We start from the raw sequence: 25,548 nt of genomic DNA on the forward strand, positions 1-25,548 counted from the left end.
ACCATGCGACCATGGCGCCGCCAGGGGGCCCCCCGAACGACGCCGCGCCGGGGAGTTTCATGTCCGACCTCACGCCCGCCGACGAGCGGCCGACGCCGCAGGCCGCGGCCGCCTATATCGCCGATCTCACCGGCGACCTCGCCCGGATGGCGCGACGGCACGGCCTGCCGACGCTCGGCTACATCCTCGACATGGCCCGCGTCGAGGCGGAGGCCAGCTCCGGCGGCGCCCGCACTCAGCCGCGGACGAACGGCGTGCCGCCGCGGTGAGGGCGGGACGCTGCGTCTGCGCGGGAAGGACCGATTCCTTTCGCTGCCGTTCCGGAACACGGGCGCGGCAGCCGCCGGCGCCGGATTCCCGAGGTTCGCTCCGCGTCATCGGTTGGATTTCAGGTTCGGTGCGGAGCCTGTCGCCGGGCCGGCCGGAGGCCGACCCGATGGCGCCGCCCGGAATGATCGACATCAGCAGACCAGCGCCACCCGGCCGCCGCGCTGGCGATCGAGGCGCCCAGCGAGCTCCAGCTCCAGAAGGGTCATGTGCACGGTGGCGGGGGCGGCGCCCGACCAGCGGATCAGGTCGTCGACCGCCACCGGGGTCGGGCCGAGCAGGGCCGTGACGCCGTCGTGGGTGCGGCTGTCCTCGGGCATCTCGAGAGGCAGCGGCAGCGCGATCGGGGCCGGCTCGTCGAGTGGTCGCTCGAAGCTCCTGCCGACCATCGGCTCCAGCGCCGCGACGACATCGGCCGCCGCGGTCACCAGGGTGGCCCCCTGCTTCAGGAGGTCGTTGGTCCCCTCGGCCCGCGGATCGAGCGGCGAGCCCGGCACGGCGAACACCTCGCGGCCGTGCTCGAGCGCCCGGCGGGCCGTGATCAGCGAGCCGGAGCGGCGCGCCGCCTCGACCACGACGACACCCAGCACGAGCCCCGAGATGATGCGATTGCGGCGCGGAAAATCGCGGCCGCGCGGAACCCAGCCCATCGGCATCTCGGAGACCACGGCGCCGTGCGCGGCGACCGCCTCCAGGAGGTCGAGGTGCTCCGGCGGATAGGGCCGGTCCTGGCCGCCGGCCAGCACCGCGACGGTGCCGCGGGCGAGGCTGCCCTGGTGGGCGGCGCCGTCGATCCCGCGGGCGAGGCCCGACACGACGGCGAAACCGGCGTCCCCGAGCTCGCGGGCGATCTTCTCGGCGAACATCAGCCCGGCCGCCGAGGCGTTGCGGGCGCCGACGATCCCGACCGCCGGCTGCTGCAGGAGGTCGAGGCGCCCGCGCACGCCGATCAGGGGCGGCGCGTCGTCGATGGCCTGCAGGGCTGCCGGGTAGTCTGGCTCCCCGAGCGCGACGAAGACGACGCCGTGCCTGCGGGCTGTCGCCAGCTCGCGCTCGGCCTCCGTCACCGAGGTCACGTGCACGGGCCGGGTGGCGCCGCCGCGGCGGGCGAGTTCGGGCAGGGCGGCGAGCGCCGCCCGGGCACCGCCGAACCGGTTGAGGAGGGCCCGGAAGGTACGCGGGCCGACATTCTCGCTGCGGATCAGCCGCAGCCAGTCCAGCCGCTGTTCATCGGTGAGACGCACGCCGGGCGCCACGCGGCTCTTCCCCCTGTCGGACGCCGGCGGGGCCGGCGCTCGCTTCAGGGCGGTATCGTGGCACGGGATCGCGTCACGCGCGAGGGGTGATTCGCGCTCTGCGCGAGTGCCGGTTGCGCCAGCGGCAACCGACGCCGGGCCGGAGCTTCGCGGTCAGCCGCGCTTCACGCCGCGGCAGACGTAGTAGGAGCCGAACAGGAACTCCTCCATCGCGAAGTCGTCGACCAGCGGTGCGAGATGCTCCCAGGGGCGGATGTGCGGATTGCCCAGGACGGTGTGCTTCATCAGCCAGATGCTGAACGGCAGCACCAGCCTGCCGCCGATGCCGGGCGGCAGCTTGGCGTCCATGATGACGATGCGCCCGCCCGGCCGCAGCAGGTCGAGGGCCCGCGCCAGCACGGCGCGGTGATGCGGCATGGTGTTGTAGGAGAGGCCGAACATGACGGCGTCGAGCGGCTCCGGCGCGCGGTAGTCGGCGGCGTCCGACTCGGTGAGCTGGATATTGGTCCAGCCGTTGCGAGCGACTACGCCGCGGGCCCGCGTCAGCATGCCGGGCGAGAAGTCGACGCCGTAGACCCGGCCGGTCGGCCCGACGGCGTCGCGCAGAAAGGGCAGGTTGCGGCCGGTGCCGCAGCCGATCTCCAGGACCCGCTCGCCGGGCGTCAGGCCGATCCGCTCGACCGCCGTGCGGCGAAACGCCGTCGGCATGAACAGCAGCCACTCGAAGGGAATGATCAGGCTGGCGATGCGGTCGTAACGGCGGCGGATGAAGTCGAGATCGTAGTCGGCCCACTGGATTGCCACGTGCGTCCCCCCGAACGGCGCGCCCCCCGGCGCATTCCGGCTCCGCGACCGGGCCGCCGCGCCCCGCGAGACGCCGAAGGCCCGCACGCCTGCCGGAATCGGCCGGCGTCGCTGCACCACAGGTGGCGATAAGGCATCGGGCCGCGCGGTGTAAAGAACCGCTGGTTCGATTTGGGGAGCGGGGGCAACACTGTTGCGCCCGTACCACGACGCTCCGAGGGGGCCGCCGCCTTCGGCGCTCAGGACGCGTCGTCGACCGGGGGCGATCCTACCGACCGGCGGCCGATCTTCGACTCGGTGCCGGCGGCGAGGCGCTTCAGGTTGGGAGCGTGCTTGATCCAGGTGATCACCGCCATGACGGCGAACAGGGTCGCGGCCTTCGGCTGGTCGGCGAGCCACAGGAGCAGCGGCGTCGCGGCGCTGGCGGAGAGCCCCCCGACCGACGAGTAGCGGGTCGTGAAGGCGGCGGCGAGCCACACCGCGCCGAATCCGACGGCGACCAGCGGCGAGAAGGCGATCAGCACGCCGATGAAGGTGGCGACCCCCTTGCCGCCGCGAAAGCGCAGCCACACCGGGAAGAGATGCCCGAGAAATGCTCCGAGGCCGGCCAGCACCGCGAGGTCGCCGGCCGGCGCCGCGTTCGTCGCGATCAGGGGGGCCGCCAGCACAGCGGCCGTGCCCTTGAGGGCGTCGAGCAGCAGGGTCGCGGCCGCGAGCCCCTTGCGGCCGGTGCGGAGCACGTTGGTGGCGCCGATATTGCCGGACCCGATGCTGCGGATGTCACCCTCGCCGGCGAGCCGGGTCAGCAGCAGGCCGAACGGGATGGCGCCGAGGAGATAGCCCAGCGCCAGGGCGGCCGCATAGACGGGCAGCGCGATGAACCAGGATCCGGACAGCATCTCTCTCGCTCCGGGGGGGGCCGGGGCCGGGTCGCTCTCGGCCGGCGTTCGCGGCGGACCCTATCGGCGGGGCGGTCGCTCGGCAATTGATCCGGAGGCCGGGATCACAGGCAGATCGCGGGTCCGGCGCGGAGAACCCGGCCGGCCGGTTCATCTCGGGGAAGTGAGACAACACTGAACCGTGCTGCCGATTTACTATGAATCGGGTTAGGCGGTCCCGATCGATCTTGTCGCATTGTTTCTGTGGTTACGTTTTGGCAACCATCTGGACCACAGACGGCTAGTCAGTTCGGGTGGAGACGCCAGTGCAGTTGGATACGCAATTCCGCGAAGGCGCGCCGGACCAGATCGGGCAGCGGGACACTCCCGCGGTGCGGCAGACCGCCCGGTTCGCTCCGCTCCGCTTCGGTCCGCGCGGCAGGGTGGCGCAGGCCGGAGTCGGTCTCTCCGGCGGCTGGGCGCTGATCTCCGCCGAGGAGGCGCGCGACAGCTGGAACGCCGGCCTTGCCTCGCTCGAGGAGTACTCGCCGTTCCAGTCGTTCGAATGGGGCCGCTATCACGCCCATCTCGGCTGGGAGCCGCTGCACTTCGTCTGCCGCGGACGGGGCGGTGCGCCGCGCGCCATGTGCCTGGCGCTGCTGCGCCGTTTCCCCGGCGGGGTCGGCTTCGTGTGGTGCGTCGGCGGTCCATCCGGCGACCTCGCCGCCCTCGACGGCTTGCCGCGGGTGATCCGCGCCTCGCTCGGCCTTCGGCATCTCTATGTCCGGTTCCGCTGCGACCGCCGGCACGACGAGGCCGAGGCGCGGCTGGTCGCCGATGCCGACTGGGCGCCGGTCGGCGTCAAGATGGGATCGAGCGTCAGCATGGAACTCGACCTGTCGGGTGGCGCCGACGCGCTGCTCGCCGGCATGAACGGCAAGTGGCGGCGGAATCTCCGTCTCGCCCGCAAGGAGGACGTGGTGGTCGGCCGCAACGCCGCCGTCGACCTGGACGAGCTGCGCGCGCTGTTCGCCGAAATGGAGCAGGCCAAGGGCCTGCCCGAGCTGGCGTCGCGCGACAAGCTCGCCGCCCTGTTCGGGGCGGCCCGGCCGGCCCTCGACACCGTCTCGTGCCGGACCGCCGACGGCGCCCTGATCGCGTTCCGCTGCGCGCTGCGGGTCGGCGACCGCGCCTGCGACTATCTGGCCGCCGCCAATCCGGAGGGCCGCCGCCGACGCGCCGCCTACCTGCTGCTGTGGGAGATGCTCGGCCACTGCCGCGACACCGGGATCGCTCGCTACGATCTCGGCGGCATCGACCCGGCCGCCAATCCCGGCGTCTACGAGTTCAAGCGCACGACCGGTGCCGCCCGCGTGGATTTCCTCGGCGAATGGGACTGGGCGACCTCGTCGGTGCTGCGCTGGGCCGGCAACTGGATGATCGGCCGGCGTCAGGCCGTGCGGCAGGCATGGGCGACCGGGCCCGCGCGGCTCGGCGTGCCGCGCGCCTGGGTCGCCGCGGCGCAGCTCGCGACCACGCCCTGCATCATTCTGTAGGTTCGAGGAACGAACGATCCGAGCGCCGACCACCGTCCCGGTTCGGTGTCGCCATGGTCGCCGCTCGCTCTCTCCGCCTCGTCCTGAGGAGCGGCGGCAGGCCGCGTCTCGAAGGGGGGCGGCCTCGTGCTTCGAGACGCATCCTTCGGGCGCTCCTCAGCATGGGGCCGGGAGAGGCTGTGGCTGGATGCGCGGCTCGCGGCCGCGAAGAAACTCGGCCTCAGACGAGATCCGTCTGATCAGTTTGCTGATCGGCCCCGCGCAGCGGCGAGCCCGGACTCCATGCTCACAGACCAGGATCATGGGTCCCGGGCTCGCGGCCGGGGGCCGCGCGCCGGGACGACCGAAGCTTCGGATTACCGCCTCTCACCACTTCGGTGGTCAGGTCGGCGTCTCTTGGACGTGCGTAGCCTCACACGAACTCGTAGACGGTGCGTCCGGCCACGATGGTGCGGACCACCCGGCCCTGCAGCCGCGCCTCGTCGAAGGGCGAGTTCTTGCATTTCGACTTGAGGTCCTCGCGGTCGAGCACCCAGGGCGTGTCGAGGTCGACGACGATCACGTCGGCGGGCGCGCCGGGCTTCAGCGTGCCGCCGGAGAGGCCGAGCAGCTCGGCCGGCCGGGTCGACATGGCGCGGATCAGGGTCGGCAGCGGCACGTCGCCGGAATGGACGAGGCGCAGGCCGGCGACCAGCATGGTCTCGACCCCGATGGCCCCCGGCGCCGCCTCGGCGAAGGGCAGGCGCTTGGTCTCGACGTCCTGCGGGTCGTGATCCGACATGATCACGTCGACGAGGCCGCTGCACAGCGCCTCGACGAGCGCGACGCGGTCGCTTTCCGGCCGCAGCGGCGGCGTCACCTTGCAGAAGGTGCGATAGGAGCCGACGTCGAGCTCGTTGAGGGTGATGTGGTTGATCGACGCCGACGCGGTGATGCGCAGGCCGGCGTCCTTGGCGCGCTTGAGCACGTCGAGCGAGTCGGCGCAGGTGAGCGAGGCGGCGTGGTAGCGCGAGCCGGCGAGCCCGACCAGGCGGACGTCGCGTTCCAGCATGATGGTCTCGGCGGTCTTCGGAATGCCGAGCAGGCCGAGCCGTGCGGCGTACTCGCCCTCGTTCATCACGCCGTCGGAGGAGAGGTTCGGATCCTCGGTGTGGTGCACGATGAGCGCATCGAAGTCGCGCGCATAGGTCAGCGCCCGGCGCATCACCTTGGCGTTGGTGACGCTGCGCGCCCCGTCCGTGAAGGCGACGGCGCCGGCGGCCTTCAGGAGACCGAACTCGGTCATCTCCTCGCCCTTGAGGCCCTTGGTGAGGGCCGCCATGGGCACCACCTTGACGATGGCGGTGTCGCGGGCGCGGCGCATCACGAAGTCGACGGTGGCGGGATCGTCGATCGGCGGGTGGGTATCGGGCTGGCACACGATCGTCGTCACGCCCCCGGCGGCGGCCGCCTGGCTCGCCGAGGCGAAGGTCTCGCGGTACTCGGCGCCCGGCTCGCCGATGAAGGCGCGCATGTCGACGAGGCCCGGCGCGACCACCTTGCCGGCGCAGTCGACCACCTCGGTGCCCTCGGGCACGCCGGCGGCACCGATGCCGCGCTTGATGTCGCGCACCAGGCCGTCGGCGATCAGGACGTCGGCGACGAGGTCGAGATCGCGCGACGGGTCGACGACGCGGGCGTTGGCGAGCAGGATGGGGCGGCGTTCGGAGAGCATGATCACACCAGGAATGCAGCGGGCGTGCGCGAGCAATGGCGCGGTCGCCGGAGAGTTCGGCCCGTCATGCCCGCGCTTGTCGCGGGCATCCACGCTCTGGACGTCCCGCGGTGGTTCACACGTGGATGGCCGGGACGAGCCCGGCCATGACAGAAAGAGACGACGCGGCCGACGCGAAGAGCCGGCTCACGCATTCGGCAGGTTCCGCGACAGCGCCTCGAGGATCGCCATGCGGACCGCGACGCCCATCTCGACCTGCTCGCGGATCAGCGAGCGGGCGCCGTCCGCGACCGTCGAGTTGATCTCGACGCCACGGTTCATCGGGCCCGGATGCATCACCAGGGCGTCCGGCTTGGCGTAGCCGAGCTTCCGCTCGTCGAGGCCGTAATAGGCGAAGTACTCGGTGGAGGACGGGATGAAGGAGCCGTTCATGCGCTCGCGCTGCAGGCGCAGCATCATCACGATGTCGGCGTCCTTCAGGCCCTCGCGCATGTCGCGATAGACCTCGACGCCGAACCGCTCGATGCCGGGCGGCAGCAGGGTCGACGGCGCGATCACCCGCACCCGCGCATCCATCGCGTTGAGCAGGATGAAGTTGGACCGCGCCACCCGCGAATGCAGGATGTCGCCGCAGATCGCCACCGTCAGCCCCTCGAGGCGGCCCTTGTTGCGGCGGATCGTCAGCGCGTCGAGCAGCGCCTGGGTCGGGTGCTCGTGAGCGCCGTCGCCGGCGTTGACGACCGAGCAGTCGACCTTGTCGGCGAGCAGCTTGACGGCGCCCGACGCGTTGTGGCGCACCACCAGGATGTCGGGGTGCATCGCGTTGAGCGTGATGGCCGTGTCCATCAGCGTCTCGCCCTTGCGGATGGACGAGGACGCGACGGACATGTTCATCACGTCGGCACCGAGTCGCTTGCCGGCGAGCTCGAAGGACGCCTGGGTCCGGGTTGAGGCTTCGAAGAAGAGGTTGATCTGGGTCCGCCCGCGCAGCGAGGTGGTCTTCTTCTCGACGCGGCGGTTGAGATCGACGAATTCTTCGGCGAGGTCGAGGAGACCGACGATCTCCTCGCGCGAAAGGCCCTCGATCCCCAACAAATGTCGCTGGCGGAGCACGAAGGCAGGTTTGGGTGCGATATTCATCAAAGCCAGCCGTATATGCCCGTTCGAGGATGGCAGCAAGCACGGCGTGCTATGCTTCGGACTTGTCCCCAGCCGACAGTTCCGCGGAGCGGACCGGGGATGATCCGGGCACGGCCGGACCACACGACGAGCAGCGGGCGGGAAAGGGCACGATGGCCGAGCAGGAGAGCAACAACCAGTCTCCGTCCTTCGCCGACGTCGATCTCTACGAGACCGATCGCGCCCTCAAGGACGCCGTGGCCGCCAACGGCGCGGTCGACGAGGCCCGCCTCCTCGGCGCCTTCGGACGGCGCTGGGGCGCGGCCGAGATGGCCGAGCACGCCCGCCTCGCCAACGAGAACGTGCCGCGGCTCCAGGCCTTCGACGCGCGCGGCGACCGCCGCGACACGGTCGAGTTCCACCCGTCCTATCACCACCTCCTGAAGGAGAGCATCGGCGCCAGCCTGCACTGCTCGACCTGGACGCCGGACGGGGCGCGTGCCGACGCGCCGGCCGAGGTGGCGCGGGCGGCCCGCTTCTACATGGTCGCCCAGGTGGAGAACGGGCACCTCGCCCCGATGATCACCACCCGGGCCGCGGTGGCGCCCCTCGGGGCAGGGCCTCCGCTCGCCGCCGAGATCATCAGGAAGGTGGTCAACCGCCACTACGACCCGGGCTTCCGGCCATGGGAGGAGAAGTTCGGCCTCACGCTCGGCATGGGGGTGACCGAGCGGCAGGGCGGGACCGACGTGCGCGGCGTCGCCACCCGGGCCGCCCCGCTGCCGGACGGCTACGCGGTGACGGGCCGCAAGTGGTTCATGTCGGCCCCGATGAGCGACGCCTTCGTGGTGCTGGCCCAGGCGCCGGGCGGGCCGTCCGCCGTGCTGGTGCCGCGCTTCCGGCCGGACGGCAGCATCAACGCCATCGAGTTCCAGCGGCTGAAGAACACGCTCGGCGGCCGCTCCGGCGCCACTGCCGAGGTCGAGTTCCGCGACGCCTTCGGCTGGCTGCTCGGCGAGGAGGGGGCGGGGGTGCGCACCGTCATGGACATGGTGCAGCTCACCCGCGCCGACTGTGCCGTCTCCTCGGCCGGGCTGATGCGTGCGGCGCTCTCCCATGCCGTGCACCACGCCCGCCACCGGGGCGTGTTCGGCCGCCGGCTGTGGGAGCAGCCGCTGATGCGGGCCGTGCTGGCCGACCTCGCGCTCGAATCCGAGGCGGCGGTCGCGCTGGTGTTCCGGCTCGCGCGCTCCTTCGATCTCGCCGGTGCCGATCCGGCCGAGCACATGCGCGCCCGGCTGCTCACCCCGGCGGCGAAGTACCGGGTCGGCAAGGCGGCGCCGGGGCTGCTCGCCGAGGCGATGGAGTGCCTCGGCGGCAACGGCTATGTCGAGGACGGGCCGCTGCCGCGCCTGTATCGCGAGGCCCCCGTCAACGCGATCTGGGAGGGGGCCGGCAACGTCGTCTGCCTCGACGTTCTGCGTATCCTCGGCCGCCGGCGCGACGCCGTGTGGGCCGTGATCGGCGATCTCGCCCGGGAGGCCAGCGATCTGCCGGGCGCCGCGGCCACGGTGGCGGCCGTGAAGAGCGCCTTCGACGACCCGAGCCCGGAAGGGCTCGCCCGCATCGCCGTGGAGAAGCTGGCGCTGCTCGCGGCGGCCGCCGCCCTGAGGGCCTGCGGCTCGCCGGTCGCCGAGACCTTCGCGCGCGTCCGCCTGGTCGGCGGCACCGGCCTGACGGCCGGCACCAGCGGCCTCTCGGCCGCCGAGATGGATCGTCTGCTCGGGCGGGCGATGCCGGGGTGAGGCCAGCGGCCGCAGCGGCGAGGCGAAGCGGCCGCCCGACGTCCCCGAACGGGATCCATGGCGCCGCGTGACGGTTTCGTGGCGATCCCGAGGTGACATCGCGGCAGACGGTGCCTCGGTGCCGTATCCCGGTCGGATGTCCCGGCAGATCAAGCAGTTGGCTTTGTTGCAGTGCAACGGAACCGATCGCCGGGCGTCCGGTTGACGGACCGAGAGCCCGTCACCGAAGCGTCATGGCCCGAACGACCGGGGTGGCGACCTCGCGCCCTGCGCGGCGTGATCGCGTCGTCGGGGCGGGTTCGTCCCAGAAGGAGCAGAACACGATGAAGACGATGGTTCATTATGCCGTGGCGGCCGGTCTCGCCGGTGCGCTCGCCCTCGCGACCGTGACCCCGAGCGACGCGCAGTCGCGCCGGGCGCAGATGCGTCATCAGGATCGCGTCGCCACCCAGACCTATGCGCCGGGCTACTACGGCAATCCGGTCGCGGCGGGTGTCGGCGTCGCCGGCGAGGCGGCCCGCACCGGCGTCGGCCTCGCGGCGGGTGCGGTCGGGGCCGGCGTCGGCCTCGCGACCGGCATCGCCGGGGCGGCGCTGAGCCCGCTCACCGGCGGCTACAACGCCGGCTGGCAGCCGGGCTACGAGGGCTACGCGTCGGCCGGTCCGGTCGCCGCGGCGCCGGGCGGCGGCGGCTGCTGGATCTCGACCGACCTCAACCGCGGCTACGGCTACTACGGGCCGTGCGGCACGCGCCGGGCCGACTTCGGCGTGGCGTCGATCTCCGGCCAGCCGGGCACCCAGGGCACGGTCCTGCCGTACCCGCTGTACTGATCGCCGTACCGATCGCCGATCGTCCGACGCGACCGCCTGACGGCGATCCGTCCGGCCTGATCGTCCGCGTGGAGGAGGGCGGGTCTTCGGACCCGCCCTTTTCGCGTCGGGGTCAGGCCGGTCCGCGCAGCAGTCGGTCGAGGGCGCCCTGCAGGATGAAGATGGCGGCGTGCTGGTCGATCACGGCCTTGCGGCTCCTGCGGCTCGCGTCGGCGGCGATCAGCTCGCGCTCGACCGCGGCAGTCGACAGCCGCTCGTCCCACAGGCCGATCGGCATGTCGGTGATCCGGGCGAGGTTGCGGGCGAAGGCGCGGGTCGACTGGGCGCGCGGGCCCTCGCTGCCGTTCATGTTGAGCGGCAGGCCGAGCACCAAGCCGGCGACGCGCCGCTCGGCGGCCAGCGCCAGGAGCCGATTCGCGTCGTCGGTGAACCGTTTGCGGGCGATCGTCTCGACCCCGGTGGCGAGCCGGCGGTCGGGATCGCTGACCGCGACCCCGATCGTCTTGTCGCCGAGATCGAGGCCGAGAAGGGCGCCGCGCTCCGGCAGGAGCGGGCCGAGGTCGGCGAGGGGAAGGACGGGTGAGGGCATGCGCCCGCCTAGCACGCGGGCAACGGCGGGGCGAGTCCGGCGCGATTGACGCTCCCGCTCCGCTGCGGCTTATCCTGCCGCGGCTTTCGGTGCGCGGCGCGCTCCGCGCCGGCGCCGCTCGCGAGGGAGTTTCGTCATGCAGATCACCTGGTTCGGCCATTCCGCCTTCCGCCTCGACATCAACGGCACGGCCGTGCTGATCGACCCGTTCTTCACCGGCAATCCGGCCTTCGTCAGCGACCGCGCGGCGGCGATCCGCGGCGTCAGCCACATCCTGCTCACCCACGGCCACGGCGACCATGTCGGCGACACGCTGGCGATCGCCGCCGAGACCGGCGCGACGGTGACGACCAACTACGATCTCGGCATGTGGCTGGTGTCGAAGGGGCTGAAGAGCCTCAACCCGATGAACACGGGCGGCACCACCGACCTCGGCGCCTTCACGGTGACGCTGGTGCGGGCCGACCACTCCTCCGGCGACATCGTCGACGGCACGCCGATCTATCTCGGCAATCCCAACGGCGTGATCGTCAAGGCGGCGGGCGAGCCGACCGTCTATCACATGGGCGACACGGATGTTTTCTCCGACATGGGGCTGATCGCCGAGCTGCACGCGCCGAAGATCGCCATGGTGCCGATCGGCGACCGCTTCACGATGGGGGCGCGCAGCGCGGCCTTCGCGGTGAAGCGCTTCTTCCAGCTCGACGCCGTGATCCCCTGCCACTACGGCTCGTTCCCGATCGTCGACCCGACCGCCGACCGGTTCGTCGCCGAGATGAAGGGGCACGCGACCCGGGTGATCGTGCCGGAGAAGGGCAAGAGCGTCACCATCTGAGAAATGCGATAGCGCGAGCCGATCGAGGCGCCGCGGCGGCCCGTCCGGACGGTCGGGCCCCCTCAGGAGAATGCGAGTCCCGACCGGGGCGGGGGGAACTTCCAGGTTGCTGCGGCGTTATCGAGAGACGGCCGTGTACGCGTCTCAGGATCGATCGATGACTTCCCGCTATCGCAACGACTTCTCCCTGTGGCCCGAACGGGCCCGGCCGATCCGCCGGCGCTTCGCGCTGTCGCGCATCGCCGGAGGGGCGGCGGTCGGGATGGTGTGCCTGGTCGCCGGCTATGCGGTGGTGTCGGAGATGACCCGGGTGCCGGACCTGCAGGCGCCGGTCGGGCGGAGCTGGGACGACTATGCGGCGACCGGTGCGGTCGCGGCCGGCACGGTCGGGCTGGCCCCGGCCGGGGCTGCGGCGGTGGCTCCGCCGGTGCCCGCAAAAGCCGTCGCCACAACGGAAAATCCGCGCCCGCGCAGCCGCGCCGCGACCTCGCCGACCGGCCTGGCGCCGATCGGGGCGACGGCACCGGCGAGCCCGACCGACGGCCGCCGGGTTCCCGACGGCCGTCCGCCCGTGATCCCGGAGCCGACCAAGACCGCGAGCGAATCCAAGGAGTTGCCGTCGCCGAAGGCGGCCGCCCCGGCGCCGGCCGCGGGGCGCGACGAGGCGACGCCCGATCCCGCCGCGCCGCCCCGGACGGCCATCGTGGCGGCCGACGACGAGACCCCGGCCGTCACCGAAAAACCCAAGCCGAAGAAGAAGGTACGCCGAAAGCCGCGGACCGAGACGGCGGCCCCGGCCTCCGGGTGGGGCGAACCGCGGCGCGACCCCTATGCGCGCTCCGGCTGGAGCCAGCCGGGCTGGGGCCAGCAGGGCTGGGGCCAGCAGGGTTGGCGCCAGGGCCAGCAGGGCTGGCGCCAGGGCCAGCGGTCCGGCGGCTTCTTCCCGTACTGATCCGAGCGGCCGGCCCGCGCGACTCCGTCGACCCGGAAACTAATTCCGATCCGGGACTTTCGCTCACCCGCTCACCCCCCATCTCATCACCGGCGCGGCCGATCCGAGCGGATCGCCGCGGCCGATTTTCAATGGAGCTTTCCCATGCTGCGAATTTTCAACGGGTCGCACCGGCGCGGACCGGGGCGTGCGGTGCTGGCCGCGGTCGCCCTGGCGATCGGCCTCACGGCCGCCGGCCCGGCCCCCGCGGCCGAGGAGCCGGACCTCATCTTCCGCCGGTCGACCGTGTTCAAGTGGTTGAGTCCAAACGACAAGCTCGCGACCTACGGGCTCGACGACCCGGAGGTGGAGGGGGTCGCCTGCCACTTCACGGTGCCCGAGAAGGGCGGCTTCAAGGGCTGGCTCGGTCTGGCCGAGGAGGTCTCCGACATCTCGCTGGCCTGCCGCCAGATCGGTCCGATCAGGTTCAAGAAGAAGTTCGAGCAGGGCGAGGACGTGTTCCGGCAGCGCCGCTCGCTGTTCTTCAAGAAGATGCAGATCGTGCGGGGCTGCGACACCAAACGCAACGTCCTCGTCTACATGGTCTATTCGGACAGGATCATCGAAGGATCGCCGAAGAACTCGACCTCGACGGTGCCGATCATGCCGTGGGGCCAGAACGACACGGCCGTCCAGCGCTGCGCCGAGTTCGTCGACTGACGAATCCCGGGCGGCCGGGCGCGGAGTCGATCCGCGCCCGCCGCCTCACCTCACCCTCACCCTCACCCTCACCACCCTCGTCCTCGTCCTCGTCTCGTCGTCCCGCCGTCGTCCCTCGTCGCCCTCGTCGTGTCCGCCTCGTCGTCGCCGTGTCCGCCCGGCCCGGCGGGCCCGGCGGGCCCGCCCGCGCGCCCCCGCGCCGGTGCGTCAGCACCGTCGATGATGCTCGCCTGGGTTGTCGCGGTCCACCCTGATTTCCACAGTTGCATCGCGGCCGCCGATCGCCCTGAATGGTGCGTGGCACACCGGAGACCGGCGGATGGGGCGCGGCCGGAGGAGACGTGGCGACGGGACGCCGCCGGCAGGCGGGAGTCCCGGCCGATTGACGTTCGTCAACGCATCGCGATCGCGCAGGCTGCAGGACCGCGCGGGGGCACGCGCCTGCGCGAGTCCGGGTTCCGCGCGGTCCTGCCGCGCGCCCCCGGGTCGCGCGCGACCCGGCCCCCGCGTGAGTCCAGGGTCCGGCGCGCGTTCACGCGCCTGCGTGACGCGCCTCACAGTGTGGCGGCTGCGGCCGTCGCACGGTGCCGGTGCTCCGAAACGGATCGGGTCCGGTGGCGGACGACACGGACAACGCGTCCGGTTGCCGGATTTCGCGTCCTGCCATAGCCTGACCGGCACGATGGGTTGAAATGCGGGATCCACGCGACATCGTTCACATGATCCTCGAGTCGGGGCCGAGCGGTCTGATTCTGGTGGACGGCGGCGCGCGCATCGTCTTCGCCAACGAGCACGCGGAGGAGATGCTCGGCTACGCGTCGGGCGAGCTGCTCGGCCAGCCGATCGACATGCTGGTGCCGGACCGGTTCCGCGACGGCCATCCCGAGCTGCGCCGCGTCTTCGATCTCGCACCGCGCGAGCGGCCGATGGGGGTCGGCCGCGACCTGATGGCCCGCCGGCGGGACGGCGCCGAGTTCCCGGTCGAGATCGCGCTCAAGCCGATGACCATCGACGGCCAGGTCTACGTCCTCGCCGTGCTGGTCGACATCACCGAGCGCAAGCGCACCGAGGACCGCCAGCGCCTGCTGATCGGCGAGCTCAACCACCGCATCCAGAACCTGTTCGCCGTCATCCAGTCGGTGGCGCTGTCGAGCCTGTCGGGCGAGCGCTCGCTGCGCGAGGCGCGCGACGTGTTCATCGACCGCCTGCAGTCGCTCGGCCGCGCCTACACGCTGATGACCGAGCAGGAGTGGCGCGGCGCGCCGCTGCGCCAGATCCTCGCCTCCGAGACCTCCGCCTTCGCCGACCGGGTGACGCTCGACGGCGTCGAGGTGATGGTGAAGCAGAACGCCGCGCAGAGCTTCGCGCTGCTGCTGCACGAGCTCACCACCAACGCCGTGAAGTACGGTGCGCTGTCCGCGCCCGAGGGTTCGATCGCGGTGCGCTGGAGCGTCGAGCGCGATCTGCGGCCGATGTCCTTCGTGCTGTCCTGGCAGGAGGACGGCGGCCCCGCCGTCGCGCCGCCGACCCGCAGCGGCTACGGCCGCAAGATCATCGAGGACACGATGCGGCGGATCGGCAAGCATCAGATCGAGTACGCGCCGCAGGGCCTGAAGTACCGGATGGAGGCGCCGCTCGACAAAGTCGGCTGGGTGGTCGACGATCCGGCCACGTGACGACGCGGCGACTCGCGGCGATCGGCCTCGCGTCTGCACGCGCCGCCGGCCGCGTGGCCGTCGGGACACGGTGGTGCCGCTTCGGTCGAGCGGTGCGGCAAATACCGCGGCGGTTCCGCGGAATGCGGTATTGAATCGTTTCGTTTCTCAGATTTCGTGACTCGTGCGCCGCCGGCGCCGGCATAGTCGATGACTTGGAACACCGAGCTCGCATACTTCGTGACGCCGAAGTCCGGCCCGATGCGCCCGATGCGGACGCTCGTGGACGTGAACCGGGCGTTGCTCGACGACCTGCCGTTCGGCTGCCGGCTGCGGCCGCACTGGGCCGCGGTGGCACGCCTGCTGCTGATCGCCTCCGACACCGGCTCGACCATCGACGTGCGGCTGGCGACCGACGCGCTGGTGCGGGCGCTGGAGACCGAAGGGTGGATGACGCGGGCGCGGCCCGCCGGCGGCGCGGCCGGCGTGAGGTCGGCCGTCATGGCACCGGCCGCGGCGACGCCGGTCGTCGTGGCGCCGACCGTCGCGGCGCCGGCCGGCGTGGCACCTGCCAGCGTGGCACCTGCCAGCGTGGCACCGGCGGTCGTCGCGCCGAAGGCGACGAACGGGCCGGGACGACCGATCGCCTCGCCATACGAGCGGGCGGGATGGCACGACGACGCCGACGCCGAGGACCACAGGGCTGCGCTCGACGAGCCGCGGCCGTTCGGCGCGCCGCCACCGCGGCGCGACGGCCCGCGTGAGCTTCCGCCCGGACCTCGCGACATCGCCGACGACGAATCGGTCCTGATCATCAGAAAGCTGCCGTGACAGGAGACGTGCGCCGCACGGTGACGCACCACGCCCCGGTGTTCAGGTTATGAGATTCGGGCTAGACCATCAACCCTGAACGCGAGCGCCCGTCGCGCCGTTCGCGCCGGCGGGGACGGGAGCGGACGCGAAGGCCGGACGCATCCGTCGCGCGGCGGATCGTTTCGGCACGCCACCGGACCGGCGGCCGGAACGCCGCCTGCGGGCCGGCGTTCACCCGGCATCCGACGACGAGGAAGCCTCGGGGCCGCCCCCCTGCCGCGTGACCGGCCCGTGGAGGCGCGGCGGCATCGCGGGCGGCAGCACGCCGTCGACGGGTCGTCACGTCCGGCACCGCACCGGGCCCCAGCAACCGTCGGACCGGGCGTCAGCATGCCGGGCATCGCCGATCTCTCCCTCGCCGCGACGATCGGCGTGTTCGTCGCCAGCGCGGCGGCGATCGCGTTCGCCGGCGCACGGCTCTCCGGCGTCGCCGACAAGCTCGCCGACCGCACCGGCATGGGGGAGGTGATGGCCGGTGCGCTGTTCGTCGGTGCCGCGACCTCGCTGCCCGGCGCCATCACCTCGGTGACGACCGCGGCCCAGGGAGCCCCGCAGCTCGCGATCGGCAACGCGCTCGGCGGACTGACGGCGCAGACGGCGTTCGTCGCGGTCGCCGATCTGTTCTACCGCCGCGCCAACCTCGAGCACGCCGCGGCGAGCGCGTCCGGCCTCGCCCAGGGCATCCTCCTCGTGGCGCTGCTGTCGATGCCGCTGATCGCCGCCGCCCAGCCGCCGGTGACGATCTGGGGCATCCACCCGGTCTCGATCCTGATCCCGGTCGCCTACGGCTTCGGACTGAGGCTGCTGTCGCAGATCCGCGCGGAGCCGATGTGGGAGCCGGTGCAGACCGACGAGACCCGCGAGGCGCTCTCGGCACCGGACACCGGCGACGGCGCCGCCTCCGACCGGTCTCTCTGGCTGCGGTTCCTGCTCCATGCCGGCATCACGGCCGCCGCCGGCTGGGCGATCGGCGAGGCGAGCCTCGGCATCGTCGACAAGACGCCGCTGTCGGAATCCGCCGTCGGCACCGTCTTCTCCGCCGTCGCGAACTCGCTGCCGGAGCTGGTCACCGCGATCGCCGCGGTGCGCATCGGCGCAGTCAGCCTGGCGGTCGGCGACGTGATCGGCGGCAATGCGTTCGAGGTCATGTTCCTGAGCGCTGCCGACATGGTCCACGACGGCTCGATCTACCAGGCGATGACGGCGGAGCACCGGACGACCGGCCTGATCGCGATGCTGATGACCGCCGTGCTGCTGCTCGGCATGGTCCGCCGCGAGAAGTCCGGCTTCGGCAACATCGGGTTCGAGAGCACGCTCGTGCTCGTTCTCTACGCCGGCTCGGTCGTGCTGATCTTCCTGTGACCGGAGGCGCCGCCGGCGTTCGTCGCCGCCACGCCGGGACCGCCTGACGATCAGGACCGTCGCCGGACCGGCCGCGCCGCGTCAGCCGTCTTCGGGATCGCGCCCGGCGCCGGGCCTTCGACGCAGGTGGCTCGGCGCGATGCCGAGGCGATTGCGGAACGCGCGCGTGAGCTGGGTCGCATCGCCGAAGCCGACCGCGCGCGCGATCTCGCCGAGCGGCAGCGTGGTCCCGCCGATCAGCTCCCTGGCGCGCTCGATCCGCCGCGACAGCACGTACTGATAGGGCGTGGTTCCGGTGGCCCGGCGGAACGCGCGCACCAGCCTGAACTGGTCGAGGCCGGTCAGGGCCGCGAGGTCGGCCAGCGAGATCGGGGACGCCAGGTTCGCGGCGACGAACTCGCGGATCAGGGTCTCGTGCGCCTTCGAGAGCGTGACCGGGCTGCGATCGTCGGCCGGGTGCGGGCCGCGCGCGCGATGCAGCTCGATCCACAGGACGAGCGCGAGCTGCTCGGCATAGAGATCGTCTCCGCCGGGCGGCGTGCGCAGCAGCCGCTCGATCTTCAGAATGGTCGACCGGATCGCCTCGTCCCTGAAGTAGAGCCGGGGATCGGGCGGTTCCGCGACGGCGAGGTCGGGCAGCGCGCGGGCCAGCTCGGCCGGATCGAGATAGACCGCCGTGAACGCGTTGCTGCGCCGGCTCGGCACCGCCCAGCCGGAGACCCGCCGCCCGCCCGGCACGAAGGTGAGGGTGTCGCGGATGTCGCGTTGCTTGACCGTCGGCAGACCCTCTATCGAGGTCTCCGCGTCGCGCCGTGTGACGTCGTGCAGCGCCACGTAGTGCTGACGGCCGGTCCAGCGGAACTCGAATGCCTGGCCGCTGTTCATTCGCACGTGGTCCGCGGCGAGCCCACGCCAGCGGCGCGCCATCCGCAGCGTCTCCGGCGGAGGCGGCTCGTCGAACGCGAGGCGTATCCGGCGGAAACGGGTCATGCGAACGGCTCCGGTCTCACGTCTGCGTGCTCGCGGGTGACGAGCGCGAAAATTCGACCATATGATAATCCCCTGGCGCGGCGGACTGCGACGGGCGGTGCACGGGCGAGCGGCGCGTGCGCGATTGACAATTATTGACCAGGCCGCAAAGATTGCGACCACGTTCCGAGCGGTGGCGCGCAGGATGCGCGTGGTCGGACGCAGCGTGCGCGCAGAGCGCGGATGATCCGGCACGACCCGGTCGAACGAGGCGCCGACGAGCCTGTGATTCATCCGATCAGCATGTCGGCCAGCTGCCATGGAGCCGGCGAGATCACGTCGCCGGCGCGGCAATGCGGTCGTTGGCGAGCGATGTTCGGTTCATGACGGAGCATCGGTCGCCGTATGGTGTCACAGGGATGTCGGATGTGACAGCCGAGATCCGGTTGCTCGTCGTCGACGACGACGAGCACTCCCGCTACGCCAAGGCCCGCGCGTTGCGGGCGGCGGGGTGGACCGTGTCCGAGGGCGCGTCGGTGTCCGACGCGATCGCGCAGGGGGCGTCCGGAGGGTTCGATCTGGTCGTGCTCGACGTGAGGCTCCCGGACGGATCGGGAACCGAGGCGTGCGAACGCATCAAGGCGCAGTGCCCCGACACGCTCGTGCTGCTGACGTCGGCGTTCTTCACCGATGCCGCCGGCCGGGTGAGGGGCCTGGACTCGGGCGCCGACGGATATCTCGTCGAGCCGGCCGATCCGCGCGTCCTGGTCGCCACGGTCCGCTCGCTGCTGCGCATCCGTGACGCCGAGGGCCGATCGCGCGAGGCCGACGCGCGGCTGGCGGCGATCGTCGGCTCCTCGCACGATCCGATCGTCAGCAAGGATCTGGACGGGGTGATCCGGACCTGGAACGCCGCCGCCGAGCGGGTGTTCGGGTACGAGGCCGCCGAGATCGTCGGCCGGCCGGTCTCGGTCCTGATCCCGCCCGATCGCCGGTCCGAGGCGGCGTGGATCATGGAGCGCATCGCGGCCGGCGAGCGCATCGACCAGCACGAGACCGTCCGCCTGAAGAAGTCCGGCGAGCCCGTGCACGTCGCGCTGTCGATCTCGCCGATCCGGGACGCCTCCGGGACCATCGTCGGCGCGGCCAAGACGGTGCGCGACATCACCGAGCGCCGGCAGGCGCAGGATCGCCAGCACATCCTCAACAGGGAGCTGAGCCATCGCATCAAGAACCTGCTCGCGACCGTCCAGGCGATCGCCCATCAGACGTTCCGCGACGGGCAGCTCAGCGCCGAGGCGATCCGGACCTTCAATGCGCGGCTCGCGGCGCTCTCCAGCGCCAACGACATCCTGACCGGCGAGAACTGGGGCGGCGCCGACCTGCAGGACATCGTGTCCGGCATCGTCGCCCTGCATGTCGGCGCGGAGCCCGAGCGGTTCCGTCTGGACGGCCCCGGCGTGCGGCTGCCGCCCGACGCCTCGGTGCTGGTGTCGATGGGGCTGCACGAGCTCTGCACCAACGCGCTCAAATACGGCGCCCTGTCGGCGACGGCCGGGCGCGTGCGCATCGGCTGGACGGTCCGGCAGGCCGACGGCCAGGGGACGCCGCGGCTGTGGCTGCGCTGGGAGGAGGAGGGAGGGCCGCCGGTCGAGCGGCCCGCCCGCCGGGGCTTCGGCACCCGGCTGGTGACGCAGGTGCTGGCGGAAGGCCTGAACGCCGCCGTCGATCTCGACTATGCGCCGCGGGGGGTGGTCTGCACCATCGACGCCCCGCTGCCCGCCGGCGTCGCGTCCCACGCGATCGCCCCGGCGGTCGACGACGACACGAGCGGCCGCAGCCACGCCTCGGTCGGCGGCGGACACGCGTAGCCGGTCCGGCGAACGCAGCCTCTCGACGGTCGTCGTTCGCGCCGGCGAGAGAGCTGTGCTCAATGGGTCATTCCGGGACGGCGCGCAGCGCCGGACCCGGACTCCAGCCACAGGCACGGTATTCGCCGCTGGATTCCGGGTTCGCGGCTGCGCCGCGCCCCGGAACGACGGCGAGCTGATCACCCGGAAAAAGTATCACGCGGTCTCGGTCGTGAGGCTCTGGCGGGCCGGCGCCGCAGCCGGCGCCGCAGCCGGCGCCGCGGTCGGCGCGTCGGTCGCCGCGACGATGCGCTCGACGATGCCGCGGGCGATCTCGCGCTCGCCCATGATCACGATGGCGGCGCCGAGCGATTCGAGATGCTCGACCTCGGCGTCGGAATGGGCGCGGGCGACGATCTCGATCGCCGGATTGGCGGCCCTGGCCTGCGACACCACCTGGCCGGCCTCGAAGGCATTGGGGATCGCCAGCACCAGGCGGCGGGCGGCCGGCAGGTTGGCGGCGGCCAGCACCTCGGGATCGGCGGCGTTGCCGACCAGCGTCTCGGTGCCGCGCGCGTGCAGCACCGCCACCGGCGCGTCGGCGTCCTCGATCACCAGGAAGGGCAGGCCCTGCGCGGCGAGCGCCTCGGCCACCAGGCTGCCGACCCGGCCGTGGCCGACCAGCACGGTGTGGCCGGTGAGGGCGGTCGCCACCAGCGGCTCGGCCTCGGGCTTCTTCGGCGGCTTGGTCGCGGCCGGAGCGGCCGGGGCGGGCGCCGGGGCGACGCCCGGCGCCGCCTCGGGGGCGCGCGCGGCGAGCCGGCGCTTGAGCGCGGCGACGCCGGCGAAGGCGAGCGGGTTGATCAGGATCGACAGGATGGCGCCGGCCAGGATCAGGTCGCGTGCGGCCTCGGGCAGCAGCGCCATGCCGACGCCGAGCTCGGCCAGGATGAAGGAGAACTCGCCGATCTGCGCGAGGCTCGCCGCGATGGTCAGCGCCGTGCCGGTCGGGTGGCCGAAGGCGCGCACGATCAGGAAGGCGGCGGCCGACTTTCCGATGACGACGATGAACAGCGTGCCGAGCACGGCCCACGGCTCGCGCCACAGGCTCGTCGGATCGAACAGCATGCCGACCGAGACGAAGAACAGCACCGCGAAGGCGTCGCGCAGCGGCAGCGACTCCTCGGCGGCGCGGTGGCTCAGCTCGGACTCGGAGAGGATCATGCCGGCGAAGAAGGCGCCGAGCGCGAACGACACGCCGAACAGCTTCGCCGCCCCGAAGGCGACGCCGAGCGCGATCGCCAGCACGGCGAGACGGAACAATTCGCGCGAGCCGGTGTGCGCCACCCAGTGCAGCGTCCACGGGATCACCCGGCGGCCGACCACCAGCATGAACAGCACGAAGCCGGCGACCTTGACCACCGTGACGGCGAGGACGCCCCAGATGCCGAGCTCGATCGCGAAGCCGAACAGCCCGCCGACGGCGCGCGCATCGGCCGCCGCCGCCGAGGCGCCCGGGCCGGGGCCGCCGCCGCCGAGCACGCCGGCGAGCGCCGGCAGCAGCACCAGCGCCAGCACCATCGCGAGGTCCTCGACGATCAGCCAGCCGACCGCGATCTTGCCGCGCTCGGTCTCGACCAGACGCCGCTCCTGCAGGGCACGCAGCAGCACCACCGTGGAGGCGACCGACAGCGCCAGCCCGAACACGAGCCCGGCCGGCAGCGGCCAGCCGAGGGCCCAGGCGAGGCCGGCGCCCATCGCGGTCGCGACCGCGATCTGCACGATCGCGCCCGGCACCGCGATCGCCCGCACCGACAGCAGGTCGTCGAGCGAGAAGTGCAGGCCGACGCCGAACATCAGCAGGATCACGCCCATCTCGGCGAGCTCGGGGGCGAGCGCCTGGTCGGCGATGAAGCCCGGCGTGTGCGGACCGACCAGCACGCCGGCGACCAGATAGCCGACCAGCGGCGGAATCCTCAGCCGGTGCGCGAGCGCGCCGAACACGAAGGCGAGGCCGAGGCCGGCGACGATGGTGGCGATCAGCGGGGTGTCGTGCGGCATGCAGTACGAGGCCTCTCGCGGTCCCGCGGGCGGAACGCAATCTGGATGATGGATTTCGGCCATTATGATGGGCTAGAAGACGATCGGGCAAGCGATCCGGCACGTGACGGATGCGACCGATCGCGCGCGCGGTGGGCCGGCACCGGACCGATCAGTGTCTGGATCAGGTGCTCGGATCAGGGCCTGGATCAGGGTGCGCGGATCGGTTGCGCGCGGCGGTGACGCGAGCGGAGGCGGAGTGACGAGGCGGCGGGACACACGGCACGGGACGGGCGGTGCGCCGATGCGCGCCGGCCTGCGCGCGTGCCTGATCGCCGGCCTCCTGGTCCTGCACTGGAGCGCGCTGCCGCTGCTCGGCCTGAACGCCGGCACGGCGGGCGGCGGCACCGTGACGCGCGGCGCCGCCAGCGACGACCGCACGGCGCGCCCCGCCATTCCGGTGCGCGACATCGTCCGCGCCGTCGCCACCGAGACCGACCGCCACGATCCCGCCGCCCGCGGCGCCGCCGGATCGTCCGGCGATCAGGCGGCCGTGCTCCCCGGCGTCGCCGCGGTGGATCCGATCACGACCGCGACGCGTGTCGCGCGGGCGCCGCGCGACACCCGGCTCACGTCCTTCCGCCGCGCCTTCGACGCGCGCGGCCCGCCGACCGTCCGGGCCTGAGCCGACCCGCGCCCGTTTTTCGCGCGGGCGATCCCTCGCTTTCGATCTCATCACGATCCCGCCGGGCGGCGATGCCGCGCCGGCGCGCGATCGCTCGCCCCGGACCACACCCATGCGGACCTCGCCCCGGGTGCTGGCGACCTATGCCCTCGTGATTCTGCTGGGCATGCTCGCCGCACTCCCCAATCTCCTCACGTCGTCGCAGCTCGCCGCCCTGCCGGACTGGCTGCCCAAGAAGCAGATCACCCTCGGCCTCGATCTGCGCGGCGGATCGCACCTCGTGCTCGAGGTCGACATCCGCGAGCTCGTCAAGGAGCGCCTGCAGGGGCTCGTCGGCGAGGCGCGGCGCGAGCTGCGCCAGGCCGGCATCGAGACCGCGTCGGTGCGCCGGCAGGACAATGCCGTGGTGGTCGACCTGCGCGATCCGGCCCGCGAGGCCGACGCCGCGACGCTCCTGCGCAGGCTCGCCCAGCCGGTGGCGTCGCTCGCCTTCGGCAGCCCGACCACGACCGACATCACGGTGACGACCGGCCCGGCCGGTCCGACCGGCCCGGCCGGCCGCATCCGCATGGCGCTCGGAGAGGACGGCATCCGCGACCGGACCAACGCCGCCGTGGAGCAGAGCATCGAGATCATCCGCCAGCGGATCGATCAGGTCGGCGTCGCCGAGCCGACCATCCAGCGCGCCGGCGCCGACCGCATCCTGGTGCAGCTCCCCGGCGTGCAGGACCCGAGCCGCATCCGCGCGCTGCTCGGCAGCACCGCCAAGCTGACCTTCCACATGCTGTCGACGGCGGACCCCTCCGGACCGCTGCCGGCGGGCGTGCGGGTGCTGCCCGGCACCGCGGCGGGCGAGCGCTATGCCGTCGAGGACCGCGTCTCGGTCGCCGGCGACCGGCTCGCCGACGCGCGCGCCGGCTTCGACCAGCGCACCGGCGAGCCGATCGTCTCGTTCCGCTTCGACGGGGTGGGCGGGCGCCAGTTCGCCGACATCACCACCGCGAATGTCGGTCGGCCCTTCGCCATCGTGCTCGACGGCAAGGTGCTGAGCGCGCCGGTGATCCGCGAGCCGATCACCGGCGGCTCCGGCCAGATCAGCGGCCGCTTCACGGTGGCGCAGGCGACCGACCTCGCGGCGCTGCTGCGCGCCGGCGCGCTGCCGGCGCCCCTCACCGTGATCGAGGAGCGCACCGTCGGCGCCGATCTCGGCGGCGACGCCATCGCGCGCGGGCTGGAGAGCGGGCTGGTCGGCTTCGGCCTGGTGTTCGCCTTCATGCTGGTGCTGTACGGGCCGTGGGGCCTGGTCGCCAACGCGGCGCTCGCCCTCAACGTGGTGCTGACGCTCGGCGCGCTGAGCGTGCTCGGGGCCACCCTGACGCTGCCCGGCATCGCCGGCATCGTGCTCGGCATCGGGCTCGCGGTCGACGCCAACGTGCTGGTCAACGAGCGCATCCGCGAGGAGACCCGCAAGGGGCTCGGCGCCGGCGCGGCGCTGCAGGCCGGCTTCGACCGCGCCTACGCGACCATCGTCGACTCCAACGTGACGGCGCTGATCGCCACGGCGCTCCTGTTCCTGTTCGGCTCCGGCGCGGTGCGCGGCTTCGCCGTCACCATGGGGCTCGGCATCGCCATCTCGATGTTCACGGCGGTGTCGATCGTCCGCGTGATCATGACGGCGATCGTGCGGCGGCGGCGCCTGAAGGTGCTGCGCATCGAGCCGCTGTTCGGGATCAGGCTGATCCCGGAGGGCACCGCGATCCCGTTCATGCGCGGCCGCTTCGCCGGCATCGCGGTGTCGGCCGTGCTGTCGCTCGCCTCGATCGGCCTGTTCGTCGCGCCGGGGCTGAACTACGGCGTCGACTTCCGCGGCGGCATCCAGATGGAGGTGGTGACGAAAGGGCCGGCCGACCTCGCCGCGCTGCGCGGCGGCCTGGACAGGCTCGGGCTCGGCGAGATCGCGCTGCAGGAGTTCGGCGACGCCTCGACCGTGCTGGTGCGGGCCGAGCGGCAGCCGGGCGACGAGGCCGCCCAGACGGCGGCCGTGCAGCTGATCCGCGGCAAGCTCGCCGAGATCGCGCCGGGCTCGAAGGTCGAGCGCACCGAGGTGGTGGGGCCGAAGGTGAGCGGCGAGCTCGCCACCGCGGGCGTGCTCGCCGTGGTGCTCGCGAGCCTCGCCATGATGGCCTACATCTGGGTGCGGTTCGAATGGCCGTTCGCGGTCGGCGCCATCGCGACGCTGGTGCTGGACGTGACCAAGACGGTCGGCTTCTTCGCGCTGACCGGGCTCGACTTCAACCTCACCGCCATCGCGGCGCTGCTGACGCTGATCGGCTACTCGGTCAACGACAAGGTGGTGGTGTACGACCGCATGCGCGAGAACATGCGGCGCTTCAAGGCGATGCCGCTGCGCGACGTGATCGACCGGTCGATCAACGAGACGCTCGGCCGCAGCCTCTACACCTCGGTGACGGCGTTCCTGGCGATGCTGCCGATGGCGCTGTACGGCGGCGCCGCGGTGGCGAGCTTCGCCGTCCCGATGGTGTTCGGCATCCTGGTGGCGGCGAGCTCCTCGGTGTTCATCGCCGCGCCGATCCTGCTGTTCCTCGGCGACTGGCGCACCCGCCGGCGCAAGGCGGCGGCGGACGGCGCGGCCCCGGCGGAGCCCGGTCCTGCCGAGGCGGGGCGGCCGGCCTGACGCCGGGCGCCGGACGTCGGGCGCCGCGACAGGCTCGACGTCCCGGCCGCGCGCT

At 72.5% G+C, this 25,548-nt stretch carries 21 protein-coding genes; 13 read left to right on the plus strand and 8 right to left on the minus strand.

The annotated features are described in order from the left end of the window. The first annotated feature begins 59 nt into the window (after positions 1-59). Entirely contained in the window at positions 60-269 is a 210-nt protein-coding gene (locus J2S22_RS02220; protein WP_272776116.1) for a hypothetical protein, read from the plus strand. 192 nt (positions 270-461) lie between these two features. On the opposite strand, the gene dprA is transcribed toward J2S22_RS02220, so the two are convergent. From dprA to plsY, 3 genes are all read right to left on the minus strand, one after another. Next, a complete protein-coding gene (gene dprA, locus J2S22_RS02225; protein ID WP_272776117.1) occupies positions 462-1,571 on the minus strand; it encodes a DNA-processing protein DprA in 1,110 nt (369 codons plus the stop codon). A 165-nt stretch (positions 1,572-1,736) separates the two neighbouring features. Further along, a complete protein-coding gene (locus J2S22_RS02230; protein WP_272776118.1) occupies positions 1,737-2,387 on the minus strand; it encodes a class I SAM-dependent methyltransferase in 651 nt (216 codons plus the stop codon). A 239-nt stretch (positions 2,388-2,626) separates the two neighbouring features. Further along, complete coding sequence (gene plsY, locus J2S22_RS02235) at positions 2,627-3,286, minus strand: glycerol-3-phosphate 1-O-acyltransferase PlsY (RefSeq protein ID WP_272776119.1); 660 nt, start codon at positions 3,284-3,286, stop codon at positions 2,627-2,629. 371 nt (positions 3,287-3,657) lie between these two features. Between plsY and J2S22_RS02240 the strand changes: the two genes are divergently transcribed. Further along, complete coding sequence (locus J2S22_RS02240) at positions 3,658-4,821, plus strand: lipid II:glycine glycyltransferase FemX (RefSeq protein WP_272776120.1); 1,164 nt, start codon at positions 3,658-3,660, stop codon at positions 4,819-4,821. Between the two features lie 412 nt (positions 4,822-5,233). Here the strand turns inward: J2S22_RS02240 and J2S22_RS02245 are convergent, their stop codons facing one another. Next, positions 5,234-6,535, minus strand: coding sequence for a dihydroorotase (locus J2S22_RS02245; protein WP_272776121.1), 1,302 nt, complete (start codon positions 6,533-6,535; stop codon positions 5,234-5,236). A 186-nt stretch (positions 6,536-6,721) separates the two neighbouring features. Continuing rightward, complete coding sequence (locus J2S22_RS02250; RefSeq protein ID WP_272776122.1) at positions 6,722-7,675, minus strand: aspartate carbamoyltransferase catalytic subunit; 954 nt, start codon at positions 7,673-7,675, stop codon at positions 6,722-6,724. A 152-nt stretch (positions 7,676-7,827) separates the two neighbouring features. Here J2S22_RS02250 and J2S22_RS02255 point away from each other — a divergent pair, with 152 nt between their 5' ends. Together J2S22_RS02255 and J2S22_RS02260 are read left to right on the plus strand one after the other, a co-directional pair. After that, positions 7,828-9,459 carry an acyl-CoA dehydrogenase family protein gene (locus J2S22_RS02255; protein WP_272776123.1) on the plus strand — a complete coding sequence of 544 codons (1,632 nt, stop codon included), beginning with the start codon at positions 7,828-7,830 and terminating at the stop codon, positions 9,457-9,459. Positions 9,460-9,782: 323 nt separating this feature from the next. Continuing rightward, entirely contained in the window at positions 9,783-10,289 is a 507-nt protein-coding gene (locus tag J2S22_RS02260; protein WP_272776124.1) for a hypothetical protein, read from the plus strand. 112 nt (positions 10,290-10,401) lie between these two features. Here J2S22_RS02260 and ruvX read toward each other — a convergent pair whose 3' ends face one another. Then, entirely contained in the window at positions 10,402-10,878 is a 477-nt protein-coding gene (gene ruvX / locus J2S22_RS02265) for a Holliday junction resolvase RuvX (RefSeq protein ID WP_272776125.1), read from the minus strand. Positions 10,879-11,014: 136 nt separating this feature from the next. On the opposite strand from ruvX, the gene J2S22_RS02270 reads away from it, so the two are divergent. The 6 genes from J2S22_RS02270 (at position 11,015) to J2S22_RS02295 (ending at position 17,254) form a co-directional block, all read left to right on the plus strand. Continuing rightward, entirely contained in the window at positions 11,015-11,713 is a 699-nt protein-coding gene (locus J2S22_RS02270; protein ID WP_272776126.1) for a metal-dependent hydrolase, read from the plus strand. 157 nt (positions 11,714-11,870) lie between these two features. After that, complete coding sequence (locus tag J2S22_RS02275; RefSeq protein WP_272776127.1) at positions 11,871-12,665, plus strand: hypothetical protein; 795 nt, start codon at positions 11,871-11,873, stop codon at positions 12,663-12,665. Positions 12,666-12,809: 144 nt separating this feature from the next. Continuing rightward, positions 12,810-13,364: a CreA family protein gene (locus tag J2S22_RS02280; protein WP_272776128.1), complete on the plus strand. Its 555-nt coding sequence runs from the start codon at positions 12,810-12,812 to the stop codon at positions 13,362-13,364. A gap of 719 nt (positions 13,365-14,083) precedes the next feature. Beyond that, positions 14,084-15,040 (plus strand): PAS domain S-box protein, encoded by a 957-nt coding sequence (locus J2S22_RS02285; protein ID WP_272776129.1) that lies wholly within the window; start codon positions 14,084-14,086, stop codon positions 15,038-15,040. A gap of 189 nt (positions 15,041-15,229) precedes the next feature. After that, on the plus strand, positions 15,230-15,850 hold the full coding sequence (locus J2S22_RS02290; protein ID WP_272776130.1) for a hypothetical protein: 621 nt from the start codon (positions 15,230-15,232) through the stop codon (positions 15,848-15,850). Between the two features lie 372 nt (positions 15,851-16,222). Further along, on the plus strand, positions 16,223-17,254 hold the full coding sequence (locus J2S22_RS02295; protein ID WP_272776131.1) for a sodium:calcium antiporter: 1,032 nt from the start codon (positions 16,223-16,225) through the stop codon (positions 17,252-17,254). A gap of 81 nt (positions 17,255-17,335) precedes the next feature. On the opposite strand, the gene J2S22_RS02300 is transcribed toward J2S22_RS02295, so the two are convergent. After that, a complete protein-coding gene (locus J2S22_RS02300; RefSeq protein ID WP_272776132.1) occupies positions 17,336-18,517 on the minus strand; it encodes a helix-turn-helix domain-containing protein in 1,182 nt (393 codons plus the stop codon). A gap of 125 nt (positions 18,518-18,642) precedes the next feature. On the opposite strand from J2S22_RS02300, the gene J2S22_RS02305 reads away from it, so the two are divergent. Then, entirely contained in the window at positions 18,643-20,094 is a 1,452-nt protein-coding gene (locus J2S22_RS02305; RefSeq protein WP_272776133.1) for a PAS domain S-box protein, read from the plus strand. A 195-nt stretch (positions 20,095-20,289) separates the two neighbouring features. On the opposite strand, the gene J2S22_RS02310 is transcribed toward J2S22_RS02305, so the two are convergent. Beyond that, on the minus strand, positions 20,290-22,134 hold the full coding sequence (locus tag J2S22_RS02310; protein WP_272776134.1) for a cation:proton antiporter domain-containing protein: 1,845 nt from the start codon (positions 22,132-22,134) through the stop codon (positions 20,290-20,292). A 283-nt stretch (positions 22,135-22,417) separates the two neighbouring features. Between J2S22_RS02310 and J2S22_RS02315 the strand changes: the two genes are divergently transcribed. Further along, a complete protein-coding gene (locus J2S22_RS02315; protein WP_272776135.1) occupies positions 22,418-22,798 on the plus strand; it encodes a hypothetical protein in 381 nt (126 codons plus the stop codon). 112 nt (positions 22,799-22,910) lie between these two features. Then, positions 22,911-25,493: a protein translocase subunit SecD gene (gene secD / locus J2S22_RS02320; protein ID WP_272776136.1), complete on the plus strand. Its 2,583-nt coding sequence runs from the start codon at positions 22,911-22,913 to the stop codon at positions 25,491-25,493. The last annotated feature ends 55 nt before the right edge of the window (positions 25,494-25,548 follow it).

It is taken from the genome of Rhodoplanes tepidamans, from assembly GCF_030813915.1.
Classification (GTDB): domain Bacteria; phylum Pseudomonadota; class Alphaproteobacteria; order Rhizobiales; family Xanthobacteraceae; genus Rhodoplanes; species Rhodoplanes tepidamans.